This window comes from Oxalobacter paeniformigenes, from assembly GCF_027158465.1.
Classification (GTDB): domain Bacteria; phylum Pseudomonadota; class Gammaproteobacteria; order Burkholderiales; family Burkholderiaceae_D; genus Oxalobacter; species Oxalobacter paeniformigenes.
In genome coordinates, this window is the sequence record NZ_JAMKYL010000001.1 from 552110 (window position 1) to 570457 (window position 18348).

General features: G+C 60.0%; 16 protein-coding genes. 9 read left to right on the plus strand and 7 right to left on the minus strand.

Annotated elements, in window-relative coordinates; genetic code table 11:
- The first annotated feature begins 327 nt into the window (after positions 1-327).
- The 7 genes from NAI64_RS02475 to NAI64_RS02505 all read left to right on the plus strand — a co-directional run bounded on the left by NAI64_RS02475 (position 328) and on the right by NAI64_RS02505 (position 10190).
- Positions 328-2598 (plus strand): hypothetical protein, encoded by a 2271-nt coding sequence (locus NAI64_RS02475; protein ID WP_269297444.1) that lies wholly within the window; start codon positions 328-330, stop codon positions 2596-2598.
- 81 nt (positions 2599-2679) lie between these two features.
- Positions 2680-3771 carry a hypothetical protein gene (locus tag NAI64_RS02480; protein WP_269297447.1) on the plus strand — a complete coding sequence of 364 codons (1092 nt, stop codon included), beginning with the start codon at positions 2680-2682 and terminating at the stop codon, positions 3769-3771.
- Positions 3768-4391 carry a terminase small subunit gene (locus tag NAI64_RS02485; RefSeq protein ID WP_269297449.1) on the plus strand — a complete coding sequence of 208 codons (624 nt, stop codon included), beginning with the start codon at positions 3768-3770 and terminating at the stop codon, positions 4389-4391. Before NAI64_RS02480 ends, NAI64_RS02485 begins: the two co-directional genes overlap by 4 nt.
- 33 nt (positions 4392-4424) lie before the next feature.
- Complete coding sequence (locus NAI64_RS02490; protein ID WP_269297450.1) at positions 4425-4838, plus strand: hypothetical protein; 414 nt, start codon at positions 4425-4427, stop codon at positions 4836-4838.
- A complete protein-coding gene (locus NAI64_RS02495) occupies positions 4825-6447 on the plus strand; it encodes a terminase large subunit domain-containing protein (RefSeq protein ID WP_269297451.1) in 1623 nt (540 codons plus the stop codon). The genes NAI64_RS02490 and NAI64_RS02495 overlap by 14 nt, the downstream gene beginning before the upstream one ends.
- Before the next feature lie 153 nt (positions 6448-6600).
- Complete coding sequence (locus NAI64_RS02500; RefSeq protein ID WP_269297453.1) at positions 6601-7092, plus strand: GNAT family N-acetyltransferase; 492 nt, start codon at positions 6601-6603, stop codon at positions 7090-7092.
- Positions 7093-7736: 644 nt separating this feature from the next.
- The gene (locus NAI64_RS02505; RefSeq protein ID WP_269297455.1) at positions 7737-10190 is read left to right on the plus strand and encodes an autotransporter domain-containing protein; all 2454 of its coding nucleotides are present in this window, start codon (positions 7737-7739) and stop codon (positions 10188-10190) included.
- Between the two features lie 353 nt (positions 10191-10543).
- Here the strand turns inward: NAI64_RS02505 and NAI64_RS02510 are convergent, their stop codons facing one another.
- Positions 10544-10849: a hypothetical protein gene (locus NAI64_RS02510; RefSeq protein ID WP_269297457.1), complete on the minus strand. Its 306-nt coding sequence runs from the start codon at positions 10847-10849 to the stop codon at positions 10544-10546.
- A 75-nt stretch (positions 10850-10924) separates the two neighbouring features.
- Here NAI64_RS02510 and NAI64_RS02515 point away from each other — a divergent pair, with 75 nt between their 5' ends.
- Positions 10925-11818: a DMT family transporter gene (locus NAI64_RS02515; protein ID WP_269297458.1), complete on the plus strand. Its 894-nt coding sequence runs from the start codon at positions 10925-10927 to the stop codon at positions 11816-11818.
- A 64-nt stretch (positions 11819-11882) separates the two neighbouring features.
- On the opposite strand, the gene NAI64_RS02520 is transcribed toward NAI64_RS02515, so the two are convergent.
- The 4 genes from NAI64_RS02520 to bla (NAI64_RS02535) form a co-directional block, all read right to left on the minus strand.
- Positions 11883-12311: a hypothetical protein gene (locus tag NAI64_RS02520; protein WP_269297460.1), complete on the minus strand. Its 429-nt coding sequence runs from the start codon at positions 12309-12311 to the stop codon at positions 11883-11885.
- Positions 12308-13342, minus strand: a complete 1035-nt coding sequence (gene bla, locus NAI64_RS02525) for a class A beta-lactamase (protein ID WP_269297461.1) — start codon at positions 13340-13342, stop codon at positions 12308-12310. Before bla (NAI64_RS02525) ends, NAI64_RS02520 begins: the two co-directional genes overlap by 4 nt.
- A gap of 171 nt (positions 13343-13513) precedes the next feature.
- Positions 13514-13699, minus strand: a complete 186-nt coding sequence (locus NAI64_RS02530; RefSeq protein ID WP_269297462.1) for a hypothetical protein — start codon at positions 13697-13699, stop codon at positions 13514-13516.
- A 318-nt stretch (positions 13700-14017) separates the two neighbouring features.
- Positions 14018-15073 (minus strand): class A beta-lactamase, encoded by a 1056-nt coding sequence (gene bla, locus NAI64_RS02535; RefSeq protein WP_269297464.1) that lies wholly within the window; start codon positions 15071-15073, stop codon positions 14018-14020.
- A 164-nt stretch (positions 15074-15237) separates the two neighbouring features.
- On the opposite strand from bla (NAI64_RS02535), the gene NAI64_RS02540 reads away from it, so the two are divergent.
- Positions 15238-15744 carry a hypothetical protein gene (locus tag NAI64_RS02540; protein ID WP_269297466.1) on the plus strand — a complete coding sequence of 169 codons (507 nt, stop codon included), beginning with the start codon at positions 15238-15240 and terminating at the stop codon, positions 15742-15744.
- A gap of 15 nt (positions 15745-15759) precedes the next feature.
- On the opposite strand, the gene NAI64_RS02545 is transcribed toward NAI64_RS02540, so the two are convergent.
- Together NAI64_RS02545 and NAI64_RS02550 are read right to left on the minus strand one after the other, a co-directional pair.
- Positions 15760-16962: a GNAT family N-acetyltransferase gene (locus tag NAI64_RS02545; protein ID WP_269297468.1), complete on the minus strand. Its 1203-nt coding sequence runs from the start codon at positions 16960-16962 to the stop codon at positions 15760-15762.
- A 511-nt stretch (positions 16963-17473) separates the two neighbouring features.
- Entirely contained in the window at positions 17474-18118 is a 645-nt protein-coding gene (locus NAI64_RS02550) for a hypothetical protein (protein ID WP_269297470.1), read from the minus strand.
- Positions 18119-18348: the final 230 nt, after the last annotated feature.

Consider the following 18348-nt stretch of genomic DNA (forward strand, 5'->3'; position numbering starts at 1 on the left):
GTTTTCCTGTATGGCAGTGTCGTGAAGTGTTTTGACCGGTCTTTCGCCGTCACGGAAGTCCGGACCCGCAGGCCGGTGTGCCGTTTCGCTGGCCCGGCGAAGTCATTGCGGCAGAGTTTGCGGCTTCGCAAGGCGGTGTCGTGCAGGCGGTGTACGCTTTCAGGCAGGAATCCATCCTGCTCTTCTCTCTTTGACCGCGCGGTGACGCGCGGTTTTTTTATGCCGGTTTGTCTGGCGGGCGCTGTCATGAAAGTGCGATAAAAGTCCGTAAACGGTCTGTGCCGGGCGTATAAAGAATCATGTTGGGAACCCGAAAGAGGGAGGCAGATGAAAAATACGTTACGGGAAACGCCTGAGTCGGAACCGCTGGCGCGGAAGTGGGGCGAGCGTATCGGGCGGGCATGGCGGCACTGGGACAAGTTCCATCGCCGCATTCGCCACAACAGGCAAGTCGTATCCGGTCTGGACTGGACGCGCGAGCCGGACAGCACGGATTTTTACATGCACCGCGCCAACCTGATCCACAGCACGATCATGGGGATTTTGCCCGGGATTTATGCCCGGAATCCGGAAATCGCGGTCACGCCGCTGCATGCCTCGCGCGATCTGAAACTCTTGTGCAAGACGATCGAGACGGTCACGAACCGTTATCTGGACGAGGCGCATCTCAAGCAGCGTGCCAAGGCGACGGTTCGGGCGGCGCTGACGTGTTCGTTCGGCGTGCTCAAGGTGATGTACCAGCGCGAGATGGGCTCCGATCCGCTCATCCATGCCCGCATACAGGACGTTCAGGACAATCTGGTGCGCGCGCGGGGGCTGGCTATGCGTCTGAAAGAAGACGGTGCAAGCGCCGACGACAGCCGTGCCGAGGAAGTCCGGCAGGCATATGCCGCAGCGGACGAACGCACGGAAGTCTCGCGTGCGCAGGGGCTGGTCATCGACCGCGTCATGACGGAGCATTTGCTGATCGACCCGGCGATTGCGGAATTCTGGGACTATGAGCAGGCGGACTGGATGGCGCAGATCGTCCCGATGAAAAAGGCTGTCGCCGAAGGGTTGTACGGTATCCGTCTCGACCGGGCGACGGTGTACCGCACGGCCGACAGCGGCGCGCCTTCCGATAGCGGGCGTCTGTTTTCGGGGATGCCGGAGCTGGCCGGCGACGATGCGCAGATCTGTGTGCTGGAAATCTGGGACAAGCAGACGCAACGGGTTTATACGATGGCGCAGGGGTGCGATTTCTGGCTGCGCGCGCCGTACAGTCCGCCGCGTGCGGGGGAGCGGTGGTATCCCTTTTTCCTCTTGCCGTTCCAGACGGTGGACGGCTGTTTCGTGGGGCCGTCCATCGTCGATCTGACCGAGCGGCTCCAGAACGAGCACAACACCGCGCGCGACCGCTACAACGAGCATCGCGATCTCATCAAGCCGGGCTATATCGCCAGCGCGGACATCAACGAACGCACCCTGAAACGCTTTTCCGACTCGGAGCTGGGCGAGATCACGCTCATCGATGCGGACGGGCAATCGATCCAGCAGGCGATCATGCCGAAGTCGTTTCCGCCGATCGATCCGGCGGTTTACGACACGTCGCAGGTACGCCTTGACTGGGAGATGGTCACCGGTTTGCAGGACGCGGCGCGCGCGTCCATCGTCACGCCGAAGACCGCGACAGAAGCCAGCATTCTCCAGCAGTCGCTGTCGGGGCGCATTTCCGAATTCCGCGACCAGGTCGAGGATTACCTGCAACAGATCGCGCAATATACCGCCGAAATCCTGATACAGGAACTCGACGAGGCGCAGGTCGAAAAAATCATGGGACCGCACCGGCGGGGCTTTTTGCCGTCGGGTACCGCAAATGGCGGGGTTTTCCCGGAAGAAGGCGTCATCGAACTGGCATACGACTGGCCGCAGCTCTCGCGTGATGAAGTGTTCGGGCTGGTGCAGCTGAAAATCCGGGCGGGTACGACGGGCGTGCCGAACGATCTGGAACAGCAGGAATCCTGGACGAAGCTGTTGCCCGTCATCCAGCCGCTGATCGGCCAGATCATGCAATTCCAGCTGCAAGGCATCAATCCGGCGGCGCTTGTCAGCCTGCTGAAAGAAACGGTCTTGCGCTTCGACGACAAGCTCGATCTGGAAGCGTTTGTGCCGAACCTGCAAAAACCCGTCGCGGTACAGGACGCGGGCGGCTCGACGGACGGCAAGGCGGCAGCCGGTGCGGCCGGAGAAGCACAAGCGGCAAGACAGGGCGCGCAGGCGGCCGGAGCGGAAGACGCGATGCGGCAGGCGCAGGCCGCGCAGGATGAGCGCTCGGGCGGGCTGGCGCAACTGGTGCGGATGATGCAGGCGGCGCAGCCGGAACAGCTGGCGCAGTGGATGCAGATGTTGCAGGGGCTGCCGGCACCGGCGGGAAGTGCGGAACAGGCGATGCCGGTGCAGGGCGCGGTTTCCGGTGAGGCGCAGGCGGGGACGGATGTCCTGTTGCCCTTGCTGATGTGGCTGGCGGAGCGTGCCGGAGCCGGGGCCGGGGGTATGGAAGACGGTCCGGAAAATGATGGCGCGGAAAAAGACAGGGCCGGCCGGCAAGGCAGGCCGTAAAGGGGCGGCCCGCAGGGGCGGCGGGGATGGCGCGGCATGTGGCCGATGCCGTGGAAAAACTGACAGATATGAGGAGTCGGAATGAAGAACAGAAAAACGAACGGGATGAAATGGCAAGATGCACAGGCGGGCGAAGCGGGGGGCGGTATGGCGAATGTGCCGGCTTTGCCGGTACCGGCGGCCGGTGTGCCGGTCGTGCCGGATGCGGGGACGGTACAGGCGGTACCGGGGCAGGTCATGCCGGTGCCGCAGACGGTGCCGCCGGATGCCGTGTCGCCGCTTCAGACGCCGCAGGGGGCGAAAGTCTTGCCGGAAGTGCAGGAAATGCTGGATGAGTTGACCGGGCCGCAGCCGCCGGCAGATATGCCCGATGCGTCCGGTGAAGGCGAGGATGAGGAAGCGCTTTTGAAAACGGTGAAATCCGAACGGGGGCGTGCGCGTATCCGTTCCATCATCGCGGCGCGGCGCGAGGCGCAGGAACGTCTTGCGCGCAGCGAGGACAAGCTTGCGCGTTTCGGGGAGCTGTTGCGCACGATGGGGATGGACATGCGCGATGTCGCGCAGTTGTTGCATTACGGCTGGCTGGTCGGCAGCGGACGTCCGGAATACATGCGCGTCGCGCTGGACAAGCTCAACCGCGAGCGGGAAAGCCTGTGCCGCCGTCTGGGCATGCCGCAACCCGGTGTCGATCTGTTCGGCGACGTGCCGGAAATCCGCGACGCCTATGCGCGGCGCGAACTCCGGTTCGATCATGCCTTGCGGCTGGCTGAAGTGGAGCGTGCCGAACGCGCCATGCGCGAGCGCGAGATGCTGGAAGCGGAAAAAGGACGGCAGGCGATGGCGCTGTTTTCCGATATGGCGGATTTCATGAAAACGCTGGGACGCTATTTGCAGCCGTATGCCGCGCAGGCGGATCATCCGGCGAAAATGCGCCGGATCTACGAATACATGTCCGCACCGGGCTGGGCGGATGAATTCGTCGCCAATGTCCCGCGACCGATGTGGGCGCGGCATGTGAAATATCTCTACGACAATCTGGCCTTGCCGCCTGCCAAGGCCGATACGGTCACGCCGGTCAGAAGTTCGCCGGTGGCTTTCGGCAGACCGGCGGGCAATCCCGCCAGCACCGGCGAGCAGCGCATCATGCAGCGTATGGAAGAAATGGGATTGTGAGCGCGGTAACGGACAGGTGTGGGGAAGCGCCGGCGGGAGAAAATGCGCGGAAAACCGGATGTGGTGCCGGGCATGACGGCGCCGCAGCCGATGCGCTCACGCCCAGACAGCGCCGTTTCGTCGCCGAATACCTGATTGACCTCAACGGGACGCAGGCGGCGATACGGGCGGGCTATGCGCCGGGCGGCGCGCGCCAGTGCGCCAGCCGCCTGCTGGCGCAAGCGCCGGTAAAGACCGCACTCAAAAATGCGATGGGCGAGCGGCAAAAAAGGACGGAACTCACGGCGGATGAAGTCATCGGCGACTTGCGCGAACTGCGCGACATTTGCATGGGACGCAAGCCCGTCAAAATCATGACCATCGTCAAAAACGCCCGCGAGGGAACCGCCGAGCCGGTCGAAGTCGAGGGCATGATGTTCGAGCCGGCGGCGGCCAATCGCGCGCTGGAAATGCTGGGGCGGCACATGCGACTGTTCGCCGACCGGGTCGATATGACCAGCGGCGGGCAAGCCTTGCAATCAGGCGTCTTGCTGGTGCCGTCTGTCATGAGCGAACGGACCTGGTGCGGCGCAATGCGGCAGGACACACAGGAAAATCCGGCACGCGACGACACGCGATAGCGGCAATGCGATACAGGAAGAAAGGAAACGGATATGGACAGATACGATATGCCATCGGGCAGACGAACGGACGGTAACGGCGATTTCATCGGCGCACTGCTGGATACCTTGCAGCGGATCATCACCCGCCGGGCGGGCGTGACGCCCTTGCCGGACACGCAGACGGACAGGCGGTTCGCCGCACCGGCGGGCGGCCAGACAGGCCCCATGCCGGGCCCTGAAGCCGTGCGCGCCATGCGCGGCATGCTCTCGCCATATGGCGGGGCGGAAACGCGGAACAGTCAGGGGGAAACGGGCGTTCCCTCCGGCAGCGACGCGGCAGGTGATCCCCTGCTGGAGCGGATCGCCGCACGGCTGGTGCAAATGGGGCTGGTCGATGCGGATGAAAACGGCAGCGCAGGTGGAAACGGCATGAATGTTGCCCGCAGACCCGATGGATACCGCTGATACCGCCGGTACCGCCCGTATGTCGGGCTTTCCCGCTGGCGGCGTATCCCGTGCGGACGGTGTGCCGGCATGCGGCGGAAAAAATGCGGACCATGCCGCGCCGGAGATGCCGCGCGTCATCTGGCAACCCTTGCCGGGGAGCCAGACGCGGTTTCTGACCTGTCCGGTGTTCGAGGCGCTGCTGGAAGGCACGCGCGGGGGTGGCAAGACGGATGCGCTGCTGATGTCGTTTGCGCGGTATTGCGGGCTGGGCTTCGGGGAGCATTGGCGGGGCGCCTTGTTTCGTTTGACCTATCCGCAGCTCGCGGACGTGGTCGCCAAGTCCAAGCGCTGGTTTTATGCGATTTTCCCCGGGGCGAAATTCAACGAATCCGACTACCGGTGGACATGGCCGGACGGGGAGACGCTGTATTTCCGCTATGGCGCGACAGAGGACGATTACTGGAACTACCACGGGCACGAATACCCCTGGCTGGGGTTTGAGGAATTGACGAACTGGCGGGATTCGTCGTTTTTCGAGGCGATGCAATCTACCTGCCGTTCGTCTTTCGCGGGGATGCCGCGGATGGTGCGCGCCACCTGCAACCCTTACGGGGTGGGGCATGGCTGGGTGAAGGCGCGTTACCGGATCGGTGAGGTGCCGGCGGGTGAAATCATCCGCGAGGCGGGCAAGAAACCCCGCGTGCGTATCCATTCGACTGTGTATGAAAACCGGCATTTGCTCGAAAACGACCCCGACTATCTGCCGACCCTCGAAGGCATCACCGACCCCAACAAGCGAAAGGCCTGGCTGGCAGGCGACTGGGATATCCATGCCGGCTCGTTTCTCGAAGGCGTCTGGGACGCGGGCAAACACATCGTCGCGCCTTTCGACATACCGCCGTCATGGACGGTCTGGAAAGCGATGGACTGGGGATACGCCGCGCCGTATGCCGTGTACTGGTTCGCCATGGACCCCGACGGTTGCATCTATCTGTGGCGCGAACTGTACGGCGCTGGCGAACGTGCCGGGCAGGGCAGCCGCGAGAGCGCGGAAAAAGTCGCCGCGAAAATCCGGCAAATCGAACAGCGTGACGAACGCTTCGGCTACGATTACCGCATCAATCTGGCGGACCCGTCCATCTTCGCGAAAAACGGCACCGACCGTTCCATCGGGCAGATATTCCGTGACGAAGGCATCCGCTGGCAACCGGCATGGAACGCCAAAGGCTCGCGCGTCAACGGCGCGCAGGAAATCATCCGTTTGCTCTCGCAAGGGAAACTCAAAATCTTTTCCACCTGCAAGCACTGGTTGCGCACCGTGCCGTGCCTCTTGCCGGACGAACTCAATCCGGAAGATGTGGACACCACCGCCGAAGATCATGCCTGGGATGCCACCCGCTATGGCGTCATGCGCCGCCGCCGCGTTCCCGGCATGCCGGACAATGAGACGCAAACGGAAAACGGGCAGGAAGGCGTGCATGTCGGTGCGGACGGACAGCATTGGCTTGCCGTCGGAAACACGATGGCTGCACGGTATGCGGACGATACGGAAAAATCGGGCGAAAAACGCGAAAATGCCGCGAAGACGCCACGTTCATGCGCCAACGTGCAGGAAAACGCGCGATGAGGCCGGAAATCGCACCGCTTTTCGTGCGGTGAGGGCAACGTCGGCATTGACGGCAATGCCGTAAAGGGATTGAATAAGGCGGTTTCCGGTCCGTCGCGGAGCCGCCTCGTGCGGCAGCGGCGGGCAAAGTCATGAATGAAAGAAAGGCAAGATATGAAAATCAGTGTACGCCAATACAGGGACGGCGATCTGGCGGCGATGATCGCCATCTGGAACGAAGTCGTGGAAGAAGGCATCGCCTTCCCGCAGGAAGACTTGCTGGACATGGCAAGCGGCGCGGCGTTTTTCGCCAGCCAGTCCTGGACGGCGGTGGCGGAAAACACGGAAACCGGCGAAATCCTCGGCCTGTACATCCTGCACCCGAATAACGTCGGACGGTGCGGCCACATCAGCAACGCCAGCTATGCCGTCTCATCGGCATGCCGCGGGCTGCACATCGGGGAAAAGCTGGTCATGGATTCGCTCGTGCAGGGCAAACGGATCGGGTTCCGCGTGTTGCAATTCAACGCCGTCGTCGCCACCAACACCCACGCGCGGCATCTCTACGAACGCCTCGGCTTCGTGCAGCTCGGCGTCATCCCCGGCGGCTTCCGCATGAAAGACGGTCATTACGAGGACATCTGCCCGTACTATCACCTGCTCTGAAAAAACGGCGACAACGGCACGACAGACCGCCAGCCCCGTCCAAACCGCCCGTTCCGGCAACGAACGGGCGGTTTTTTTTTGTGTGCGAAAGCGATCCGGAAGCGGCGAAACAGAAGGAAAGGTCATATCCGGAACACCTGAAACCGTTGTTTGCCAGTGAATGTTGTTTTTTGTGTTAACCGCGCGGTTTAGAGATTTCGGGAGCGGACGCCGATCGTCACGGCAGGTTGGGAACAGGGTGCCGATGCAGCGTCTTTCGGCATGACGTGTTGTGCAACTGCATGAATATATTCAACAAAACCGGTAATGCCAGATCGGCTGGACGGACGGGAAGGCTGCGGACTTCTTTTTTTCGGGCAGGATAGCGCGTCCGTTAATAATGATTAGCGGCTGTCTTGAAACGGAATAAATCCGACTAATCAGCTGTAAGTCCGCAATTTACGGAATACAGATTCCAAAATTATATACAAACGGTTTATTTACCACAAGCAAGACATTTTTAAAATCCATAATAAGATCAATAAATTATGCATCATTTTGACAGCCGCTAATCATTATTAGCCGCTGTATAAAAAAACGCCATGGTGAAACGGTATTGAAGCGCGGGATGCGGTTGGCAACCGGAATAGTAGAAAGGATGATGCATGATGACAGACAGCGGAAAATCGGGACAGAAACGGTCGAAAGCGGGATGCGGTACGGGAACCGCAGAGGCAACGGGAAAGGTATGGCGCAAGCGGCTGTTGCCGTTGCTGGTATGTCTGGTTTTCGTGCCCGCGCCGTTCGCGCTGGCTGCCAACAGTGGTGGTCAGGAAAATGTACCGGGAACTGGCGACTACGGTAACGACACCCCATCGGGCAATACCGTCACGATCGACAGCGATGTCGGAAACGATGTAATCGGCGGCTATGCAATCACCGGTGCGGCGGATAACAACCGGATCACGATGACGGGCGGAACAGTCGGCCATACTGTTTATGGCGGTATTGTGGACGGAAATGGCACGGCGACTGGCAATAGTGTGACAATGAGCGGCGGTACGATTGATACCAGTTTCAACGGTGCGTATGTCAACAATGGTGTCGTCAGCGGAAACAGTGCGACGGTGACGGGCAGCGCGCAGGTTGGATGGAATGTCAATGGCGCTTATGTGACCAATGGTAACGCGAGCGGAAACAGTGCGACGGTGACGGGCGGTGCGACGGTTGAAGGGTATGTCTATGGCGGTTATACGGGAAATGGCACCGTCAGCGGAAACAGCGTGACGGTATCGGACAGTACGGTCGGTTATGTCATGGGTGGGTATGCAAGTACCGGTACGGCGGAAAACAACCGGGTCAAGGTGACGAACAGTGATGTGACAGGGTCTGGTGGCTCTGACCCCAGCTATGTTGCCGGTGGTTATACATACTATCAGGGCACTGGTACGGTGAGAAACAACCAGGTCGAGGTGACGGGCACTACGGTCGATAATGTCTATGGCGGTTGGGCGCACAACGGCATCGCGAGCGGCAATAGCGTGATACTGACGGATGGTACCGCCAAGGAGGTTTTCGGCGCCAATGTGCATGATTCAGGTAGCGCGACCGGCAACAGCGTCACTGTCGCGGGGGATGCCACGGTCAGCCTTGATATATACGGCGGTTTTGTCCACAATTTCAATGGCACCGCCACCGAAGGTGATGCGACAGGCAACACCGTCACTCTGGCGACCGGCGCAGGCGCGAACCTTGCAAGCGCTATCGTCTATGGCGGTAACTCGAATGTCGCCGGAGCCGATGTCAAAACGGGTAACACCCTCAACGTCGATACCGGCCATGTCGAAGTCAAAAACATCGCCAACTTCCAGACCGTCAACCTCAACGTCAATGCCGAAACCGCACCGACTGCGGGACAAGCCATGCTCGCCCTGAACGATACGGCAGGCACTGATTTGAGCGGCACCCAGGTCAACATGCAAGGTGCAATCGCAGGCGGCACACAGACACAACCCCTCGCTACCACCGTCACACTCATCGAAAACGCCAACGGACTGACCACCGACGCGAATACTCTGTCGGGCACAGCCATCGTACGGCAGGGCGTCTCCCTGAACCACCACTACACCCTGCAAGCGGACAGCAACACCCTTACCGCGACCTATGACAACCGGACAACCGTCGATCCGGCGACAGGCGTGTTCACCAACGGCAGACTCGCCACAGTCGGCTTTCTCAACGAAGGCACCGACTTCGCACTCGACACCGGCATGACCAAAGCCATGGAAACCATCCGTGCCAAAGGATACGGCGCCTACGGCGCCATCCGGGGCAGCGACATCCGGCATGACCTCGACAAGGGCGGGGATGCGGAAGTATCCGGAACCCACTGGCTGCTCGGACTGGCAGGCAAACTCAATACCGCCAGAGATTACGACCTCATCGGCAGCATCTATGCCGAAGCGGGCTGGGGAAACATCGACAGCGACAACAGCTTCGCCAGCGGCCACGGAGACACCCACTACTACGGCATCGGCCTCATCGGACGTTACCAGCAAAACGAAGGCACGATGAAAGGCGCCTATGCCCAGATCAACGCCAAAATCGGACGTGCCAGCACCGACCTTGAAAGCAACCTCTATGACGTGAACGGAAACCGGGGAGAATACGACGAAGATTCCACCTACTACGGAGCGGGAGTCGGAGTCGGCTACCTGTGGGAAATCACACAAGCCTATACACTCGACCTGTCGGCGCGGTACCAGTGGCTCCACCTTGACGGATACAACACGGACATCGCCAACGACCCGTACAAATTCGACGACATAGACAGCCACCGCACCAAAGTCGGCGCACGGCTCAACTACACGGAAAACAAACAATACACCCCGTATATCGGCGTGGCATGGGAACACGAATTTTCCGGTTCGGCCAGAGGCAGCGTCTATGGCTACTCGCTGGACGACAACAGCCTGAAAGGAGACACGGGTGTGGCGGAAATCGGCGTGACCTTCAGCCCGACGGCCGACAGCGCATGGAAAATCGACGCCAACCTGCAAGGCTATGCCGGACAAAGGGAAGGCGTCGCCGGCAATCTGGTGGTCAATTACCTGTTCTGAACGCAGTCTGCCCCACGGCATACCGCCGTTTCACCGAACCGCCCCTCGGCAACGAACGGGCGGTTTTTTTGTGTGCACAAAAAACACCGACAGCAAGGCGACACCAGAGAAACAGAACAAAAAGTCGAGCAGGCGGAAAACGGCAAAGCAGGTTCACCCCTTTCAGAACAAGCTGTTTTTCCGTATTGCCGGCGCAAAATGAATGGCATAACGAATGCATGATCGGGATGGAACGGCAACCGATATACGGGCAATATGCCAAAACACCGGCGCACTCGCACCATATGCCCTTTTTGCCCGTTTGACGGGCAGGGGGTGCAAGTCGTTGCCGGTAAAGGGAAAAAGCGCGCTGTTCACGGAGTTGTCCACAGGAAACGGGGATAATGTCGTGCCGGTGCAATATTCCGGTGCAATGTCGTATCAGGGACGGTGACGGCAGGGCTGGGACCGGCCTTGCGGCAAGGTGCCGATAGCGAGAAGGTGCGGAAGCTGTCGCCGTTGCGGCGGGCTGGCGGTTTTCGCATGTTGTCCGCATGATGGCGGGTGATTCCGCACGATGTCGGCGGGTTGTCCGGTTGTGCAGTCGTTTCCGTCCCTGCCGTCGGGCGTGCTTGTCTGGCATATTTCGCCGCTGTCCCTATAATGGTGGCATTTTTCATCCTGTCCTGTTGTCTGTCGGGGTGGTTGTGTCCTGGCGGAGCCTGTGCGGCCGTCGGGCGGGTTTCCGGTGGTGTATGGTGTTGAAAAGAACTTTTCTGTTTCATCTGGTCGCGCTGGCGACGGTGGCGATCTGGGGGACGACGTTCGTCTCGACAAAGGTGCTGATCGGCAGCGGGATGACGCCGGTCGATATTTTCGTGTGCCGCTTCGTGCTGGCGTATGTGTGTATCTGGTTCATTGCGCCGAAAAAGCTGTTCGCCGATTCCTGGCGGGACGAATGCTGGCTGGCGGCTGCCGGGTTTTGCGGCGGGGCGCTGTATTTCGTGACGGAAAATACGGCGCTGGAATGGACGCTCGTTTCCAATGTCTCGCTGATTGTGTGTATTTCGCCGTTGCTCACGGCGTTTCTGGTGATCGTCTTTTATCGTACCGAGACGGTGCGCAAGACTTTGCTCGCGGGGTCGGTGATGGCGCTTGTCGGGGTGGCGCTGGTGGTGTTCAACGGCCATTTCATTCTGGAACTGTCGCCGGCAGGGGATTTGCTGACGGTGGTCGCGGCATTGTCATGGGCGTTTTATTGCCTGATTCTCAAACGGCTCGATGTCCATTATCCGACCTTGTTCATCACGCGCAAGGTGTTTTTCTACGGGGTGGTGACGGTGTTGCCGTTTTTACCGGTGTTGCCGTTCGGGTTCGACTGGCGGGTGCTTGCCCGTACGCCGGTGTGGACGAATCTGCTGTTTTTGTCGCTGGTGGCGTCGATGTTGTGTTTCATTACCTGGAATCTGGTGGTCAGGGAGATCGGCGCGGTGCTGGCGACGAATTATATTTATCTGGTTCCGCTGGTGGCGATGCTGACGTCCGCCGTTGTGCTGGATGAACCGGTCAATGCCGTGATGCTCCTCGGGTGCGCGCTGATTCTCGCGGGGGTTTTTCTGGGGCAGCGCCGTGTGCATCGGGACAAGTGAGGCGCGCTGCCGGAGGTCGTACCGGAGTGTACACCGGCAGGCGGGGGCGTTTTTCCGGGGTGTCCTAGAGAGAGAACAGGGTCAGCAGGATGAGCACGGGCAGCATGCCGATTTGCAGGAATACCGAGGCGAATACGGCACATATCCGGGTGCTTCGCGGCTGTTTCATGAAAGCGAGCCATGCGGCGATTGCCGGTATGCCCAGCAGGGCAAGGCATGGCATGATGAGGATGAGCATGGTGGTATCCGGGCCGATGATTCTGGCGGCCAGTACGTCGCATGCCCAGCATACGGGCTGGACGGCGTGAAAGCGCCACAGGGCGGCGTTGTCGCATTGGCGCAGGAAAAACACGGTCAGATAGATGCCGCCGCCCAGCATGATGAGGAAAACGACGCTGGCGAATGTGGTCAGGGAACCCCGGTGGGCGATGATGATGCACAGGCTGGCGAGCCAGTACAAAAAGAGCGGGAAAAAATGAACGATCCGTTTCATGAAGCAGGTTTTTGCCGGGTTTCGTCGGGACGGTGTGCCGTGTCAGGCGGCAGGGATGTCGTGCCGTTTGCGGTTGCCGCCGGCTGGTGTACCGTCATGGCGGCAGGGGAGACATCGGGCGCGTGGTCCGGTACGGGCGGCGTCGTGAAGTGTTCCCATGTCGTGCGGGCGATGGCGGCGATCATTTTTTCGGCGCGAGCCCTGGGTTCCTTGCAGCGATAGACCAATACGCTGATATAGACGGGTTTGCCGTCCGGCAGGATGATGCCGATGTCGTTGAGGGTCATGCCCTGTTTCCGGTAAAACGCGAGCGAGGTACCGGTCTTGTGGATGAGGTCGGCGCCGTCAGGCAGGCCGCTGCGCAGGCGTTCGGGGGCGAGCATGGCGTTTTTCATCGCAGCGTACAGCAAGGGATACGTGGCGGGGCCGGGGAGTTTTTTTTCATGAAACAGGCGCAGCAGTGCGGTGGCGGCCGCCGGGGTGGTGCGGTTTTTGTACTGGATGTTCCAGTCGCTGTGCATGGTGCGTTCGGTGGTGGCGACGGTCATGCCGTCGATGCCGTGTTGCCGCAGCCATGTAGTGACTTTTTCCGGGCCGCCGGCCAGTTTCAGCAGGATGTCGCAACCGTTGTTGTCGCTCTCCGAGATGGTGGTGCGCACGATTTCGGCAAGGGGGATACGCACGGTTTTGCCGACAGGGTATTTGTCGCGCAGGGGGCTCCATGTGTCGGGACGCAGTTCATCCCTTGTGACGGTGATGGGTTGCGACAGAGAGAGTTCGCCTTTTTCCACCCGGTCGAGAACCGCGAGCGCGATGGGGAATTTGTAAACGCTTTGCATGGGGAAAGCCTCGTCTGGCGCGATGGCGACGGTGTCGGTGGCATCCGCGTTTTCGATGACGACGCCGACGACAGCCTGGTGTCCTTCGATCGTCGCGGCGATTTTTTCCTGAAGTGCGGGGGCGGCGGAGACGGCGGTGTGCCAGATGCCGAGCGAAAAGCAGCATGCGGCGAGGATGGTGCGGAATTTCATGGTGCGGTTACGGATTTCCTTCGATATGCGGGGCGGCAATGTAGGCAATGCGTGGATTGTAACCGCTGAAGGGAGTGTTTCGCCAGCCGGTGTATCACGGGGCGGGTGGTTGCCATGTCCGGAAGGGACGATGTTCTCGCCCGGCTTCTGGACAGGCAGTGCGTACGCCGGTCAGGAAGCGTTGCCCCAGGTCATTTCTCTCAGGGCGATGTTGGCACGACGTTCGGCGTCGCATTGTTCCGAGCAGAAGGTCAGCAGGGTCTGTCGGACTTCGGTCGTGACGGCCATGCTGTCGTGATGGATGTTCTTTCCACAGTTGTCACAGACGATCTCATGGTGGATCGGGTGTTTTTTCATCGGTCGGGTTCTCCTTTCTCCGGAATGGGGTGGATAAATGCCTTTCGGGGCGGTCGGTCTGCCTTGCCGCGCCGGCGGATGGCAGTCGCTTTCCGCCCGGCTTGACCTGGGGGTGTCCGGTGTCGCCCACCGGCGCCGCTTCGGCCTGCACGGCGCGAACGGCCGGTCATGTGCCGCAGCGTTTCCCAAGGTGCGAGGCGCGTGCATGGTAACACAAAATTTCCGTAACTTGATGCTTTTTTCGGTGGACTTTGTGTTTTTTACGGTGAAGTTTGCGTTTTTTCGCGTTTCAGGCCGGATGCAGGCGTGCCGTATGGCTCATGGGCGGGTTTCCAGTCGCAGCAGTTCGCGCACGCCACGCTCGGCGATGTCGATCGGGTTGCCGTCTTTTTCTTTGCTGTAGTAGTCCCAGGCGGCTTGCGAGAGATCGGCAATCGTTTTTTCGGCGTCCAGTATGGAGCCGCGTGCTCCGGTGACGAAGACGCTGATGAAGACGGGACGTTTGTCAGGCAACACGATGATGCCGATATCGTTGACGGTCGTGCTGCCGTCGGACGGATTTTCGCCGGTACCGGTACGGTGGGCCAGTACGGTTCCGGCAGGCAGCGGCCCGCGCAGGCGTCCCGGCCCGGTCATGGTTTCCTGCATGTATTCCCAGAGCAGTTCATGGCTGTCGGGGTGCAACAGTTCTTTTCCGTAAAACAGGGCGAGCAGCCGGTTGGCCGCTTCGGGGGTGGCGGTGTTGGCCATGCGCATGCCGGGGGTGTCATGCATCGCGGTACAGGTCGCGCCGATGTGCATGCCGGTGATGCCGAGCGATTGTACGTAGCGTTCGACGGCCCCGGGGCCGCCGATTTGGCGCATGAGGATGTCACAACCGTTGTTGTCGGAATGGGCGATGGTTTCGTAGAGGATATCGACTGTCTTGACCTCGGCGGTCTGGCCTTCGTAGCGTTCGCGCAAGGGGCTGATGGTATCCGGTTTCAGATCGGCCGGGGTGATCGTGATGGTGTCGTCAAGCCGAAGTTCCCCGCGATCGACCCGTTCGAGTACGGCCAGCGCCAGCGGAAACTTCACGATGCTGTACATCGGGTAAGCCTTTCCGGCACGCACGGCCGCACGTTCGCCGGAGCCTGTGGCTTCTATCGCCAGACCGACGTCGGCGGAATCGCCGGCGGCGATGGCCTCCGCCTGCAGCTGGAGCGTGCCGGCGCAGGAGGCACAAAGCGGAAAGAGCGCGACACAGGCGCAAAGAATTCGGATCAGCTTGTTTTTCATCGGGAAACGGGCGTTTTGTGGACGGGCCGGATGATGGCTGCCGGACGCGACAGCGAATTTTTTATTGTAACCCATCATGCCGCGGATGTAAGCCATGTTCCGGACAGGCGGTTTTTCCGGGCAAGGGAGCTCCGGCGGAAAAGTGCCACGAAAGTCCGTTGTCCGTCTCCGGGCGGGGTATAAAAAAGGGGTGTCCCGTGGGGCCGCGCTGGCCGTATCGCCGGGATATACAGGCAATCTTAGTCAGGGAAGGAGTATGTATGAACAATTTCATGAATGGATTCATCAAGGCGCTGTCGATGCCCAGTTCGGCCGACAATCTCTATGAAGCCGGTATGGCGCTGGACAAATGGCTTGACGAAGGGAACCGCCGCCAGGAATTGATGGATGCCGCAAAAGAAGACGGGCGTTCTTATTCCGATCCGGATCGTTCTATGATGTCCGATTACAGAAAACGTTTATTCGAGAAGTCGCGCGAACGCTACTGGAACGACACGGCGCCCGGCGGACGCTTCCGCCAGTCCGGTTCGAATGGCATGGAACCCGGCGGCAGGGATGCGGAGTTGTCGCCTGAGGGAGAAAGGGAAATCGACAAGATGATGCTTCAGCTGGAAGATCAGCTGATCGACATTCTCAATCGCGGCAACCCCGATCCGAGAGCGAAACAGCCCGGTGCGCCCAGACGGGTGCCGTTTTTCATGCGCGATCCCAGAAAGCAGGGAAGCATGCCGGGCGGCAATTCGCCGTCTTACCGCGACAATCCGTGACGCCCGGCGTTTGCGCTAGATGTAATCCGAGATATAGGGTTTTTCCGAGATCAGGGCATTGTCCAGCAGGCGCAAGGCGGCATCGCTTGCGGTGATCCGTTCCAGTCTGGCCAGCTCGGAAGCGCGTTTGTAGCCCAGAAGCAGGGTCGTCAGCGTGCCGATGGACATGGAAGCCTCATGCGGCGCACCGCCTTCGGCGAGCGAGACTTTTCCGCCGGAAAACACGAGGGTGAAGGATTTGTCGTTCCATTCGAGGAAGGAATCGGTGATGTGCAGCGTGATTTTTCCGGTCGCGTCCGGGTCGCAACGGTAGTTTTCGAGAAACATCGCCACATCGACGATCCGTCCCATGATATAGGGGCGGATCGTTTCTTTTATGTCGCTGTCGTCCAGACTGAAAGCGACGGGTTCGCTGAAATAGTTGCTGCCCCTGACTTCGTTGACCATGGACTCATGGGCGCTGATGTATTTGAGCAGCCCCTTTCGCGCCTCGCTGTTGAGATAGATGGTCTCGCGGATGTACATGACGTCGTCCTTGATGAGATAGACCATGTATCCCTGCGGTTTGTCGTCGGCGTTGTAATAGATCGCCACGGCGGTATCGTCCTCGATCCATCGCCAGTATTCTTCCCATGCCAGCCGGTTGCGGTACAGGCAGCCGTGGGTCTGGTTCGCGAAACGGGTGTGCAGCGTCATGAAATCGGTATTGTCCCACGAGACGCGGCGGACATATCCCGGAACCGAGAGATGGCGCGGCAGCTGGATATCGCGGATGCGGTACGACATTTTGTCCGAGACGATTTCCCAGCCCCGTTTGCGGTACAGCGGGATGGAATACGGATACAGCAGCGAAAGCGATTGTCCGTTCCTGCGCATTTCCGTGAGTCCGCATTTCATGAGTTTCGACATCAGTCCCATACCGGAATATTCCGGATAGGTCGCCACGCTCGTGACGAATCCGATGGGATACACGGCGGAATGGACGTTCATTTTGAGCGGATAGACCGCGAATTGGGACACGAGTGTCTTGTCATCGAAACAGCCCCAGACATCGGCGCGTTCGAGAATCGGGAATTTGGACTGCTTGATATCGTCCTCTTCCCAGCCATAATCCTGAAGGTTTTTTTCCGTGACCTGGAAGGCGTAACGCAACAGGGCATTGTACTGATCCAGGTCGGCGGATGTCAGTTCCCTGATATGAAAATTGCTTTTGACCATGATATTCCTCTGGCTTGCGCCGTTTTGCGGCGCGTTGTGCGGGTTCGGCGGGTATCGCCGGCCGTACCGGTTCCGGACGATGTCCGTGCGGGAACATGCGGCAAGTCCGGCATGGGCCGCTTGCGGGAATGACGTTCGCGTGAAAACAGACAGGTGCCGGATGAACCGGACGGCGAGTATGAAAACGGGTTGTATCGTCTTGACAGGTACGCCAGATTGACCGTTGGATGTGTGAGTATGTCCGTCACCGCCGTCCTGCCGGGCGGATGTTTTGCAACGGGAAGCCGGCGAACCGTTTTCGCAGGCGAAGCGAAAGGGTCGCGCACGGCCTGTTGCCGCAACAGGAAGGGACGGGAACGGAAAAACTGCCGCTGCCGTCCGGTGGACGTACCGTGCGCGCGGATGAACCGGTCACGCATGAAAGGTGCGTCTGGCGATGAAACCTTTCGTCATTATATCACGCCGGACATGACGGCGGGATGACACCGGTTGCGGGAATGGATGACGCGGGTCAGAAAAAGTCTTTTTTCAGCCGCCACGCCTGCCGGAGATAGTCCTGCGCCTTGCGCGAGGTTTCCGTTCCGCGACTGGAAAATCCGTCCGCGCGCGGCAGTTCCGGCGTGTTTTGCAGATGACAGACGTCGGCGATGAAAAGCTGGATGACGCTGACGGGATCGGTTTTCATGCGGGTCGCCAGTTCGATGAATTCGAAGGGAATGGCGACGGCATGTTTTGCCGTATTGTCCGAGACGAAGCGGCCGCCCTCGCCGGGAATGATGCCGCGCGGTGCGAGAAAACCGTCCGGATTCTTGTCGTTTCGCCAGCCGATGCAATTGATGTTGTAGTCGCTGTCGATGAATTCGTAATCGTCGAGTTCGAAGGCGCGGCGCAGGCTCTGGTCGACATAGGCGTCGAACCGGTAAAACAGGCGCGGCCTGTTGCCGCCCTGGGGTTTCTTGCGGATGAGCCTGGCCAGTCCGATGATGACGGCGTCCGCGCCGGAGGTGTTCAGGCGTTTTTCGTAATGCAGGGCATTGGCCGGATCGGCAGGCAGCGACAGTTCCCTGCCACGGTATTCAATGACCAGTCGTTTTTCGCCGTTGCCGGCGGTAGCGACGCCTTTCAGGCGTGCGTCATAGTATAGGGTCGGTCTCACGATAGTCCGTCAGATGGGATTTCAGATCAGGAACGCCCCATGCCGTTTCGGATGGATGCGCACCGGAAAAGCGGAAATGTATCGGAAAAACGGAGTGCTTGCAACGTCCTGTTTCAGGTCTCGGTCATGAAGGTTTTGCGGGAAACGAAACGGCATGCGCAAACGGAATTGACGCAAGCCCCTATCCGGCGACAGAACGGAACGGTCATGCCGTTCCGTTCGTGCGGGCG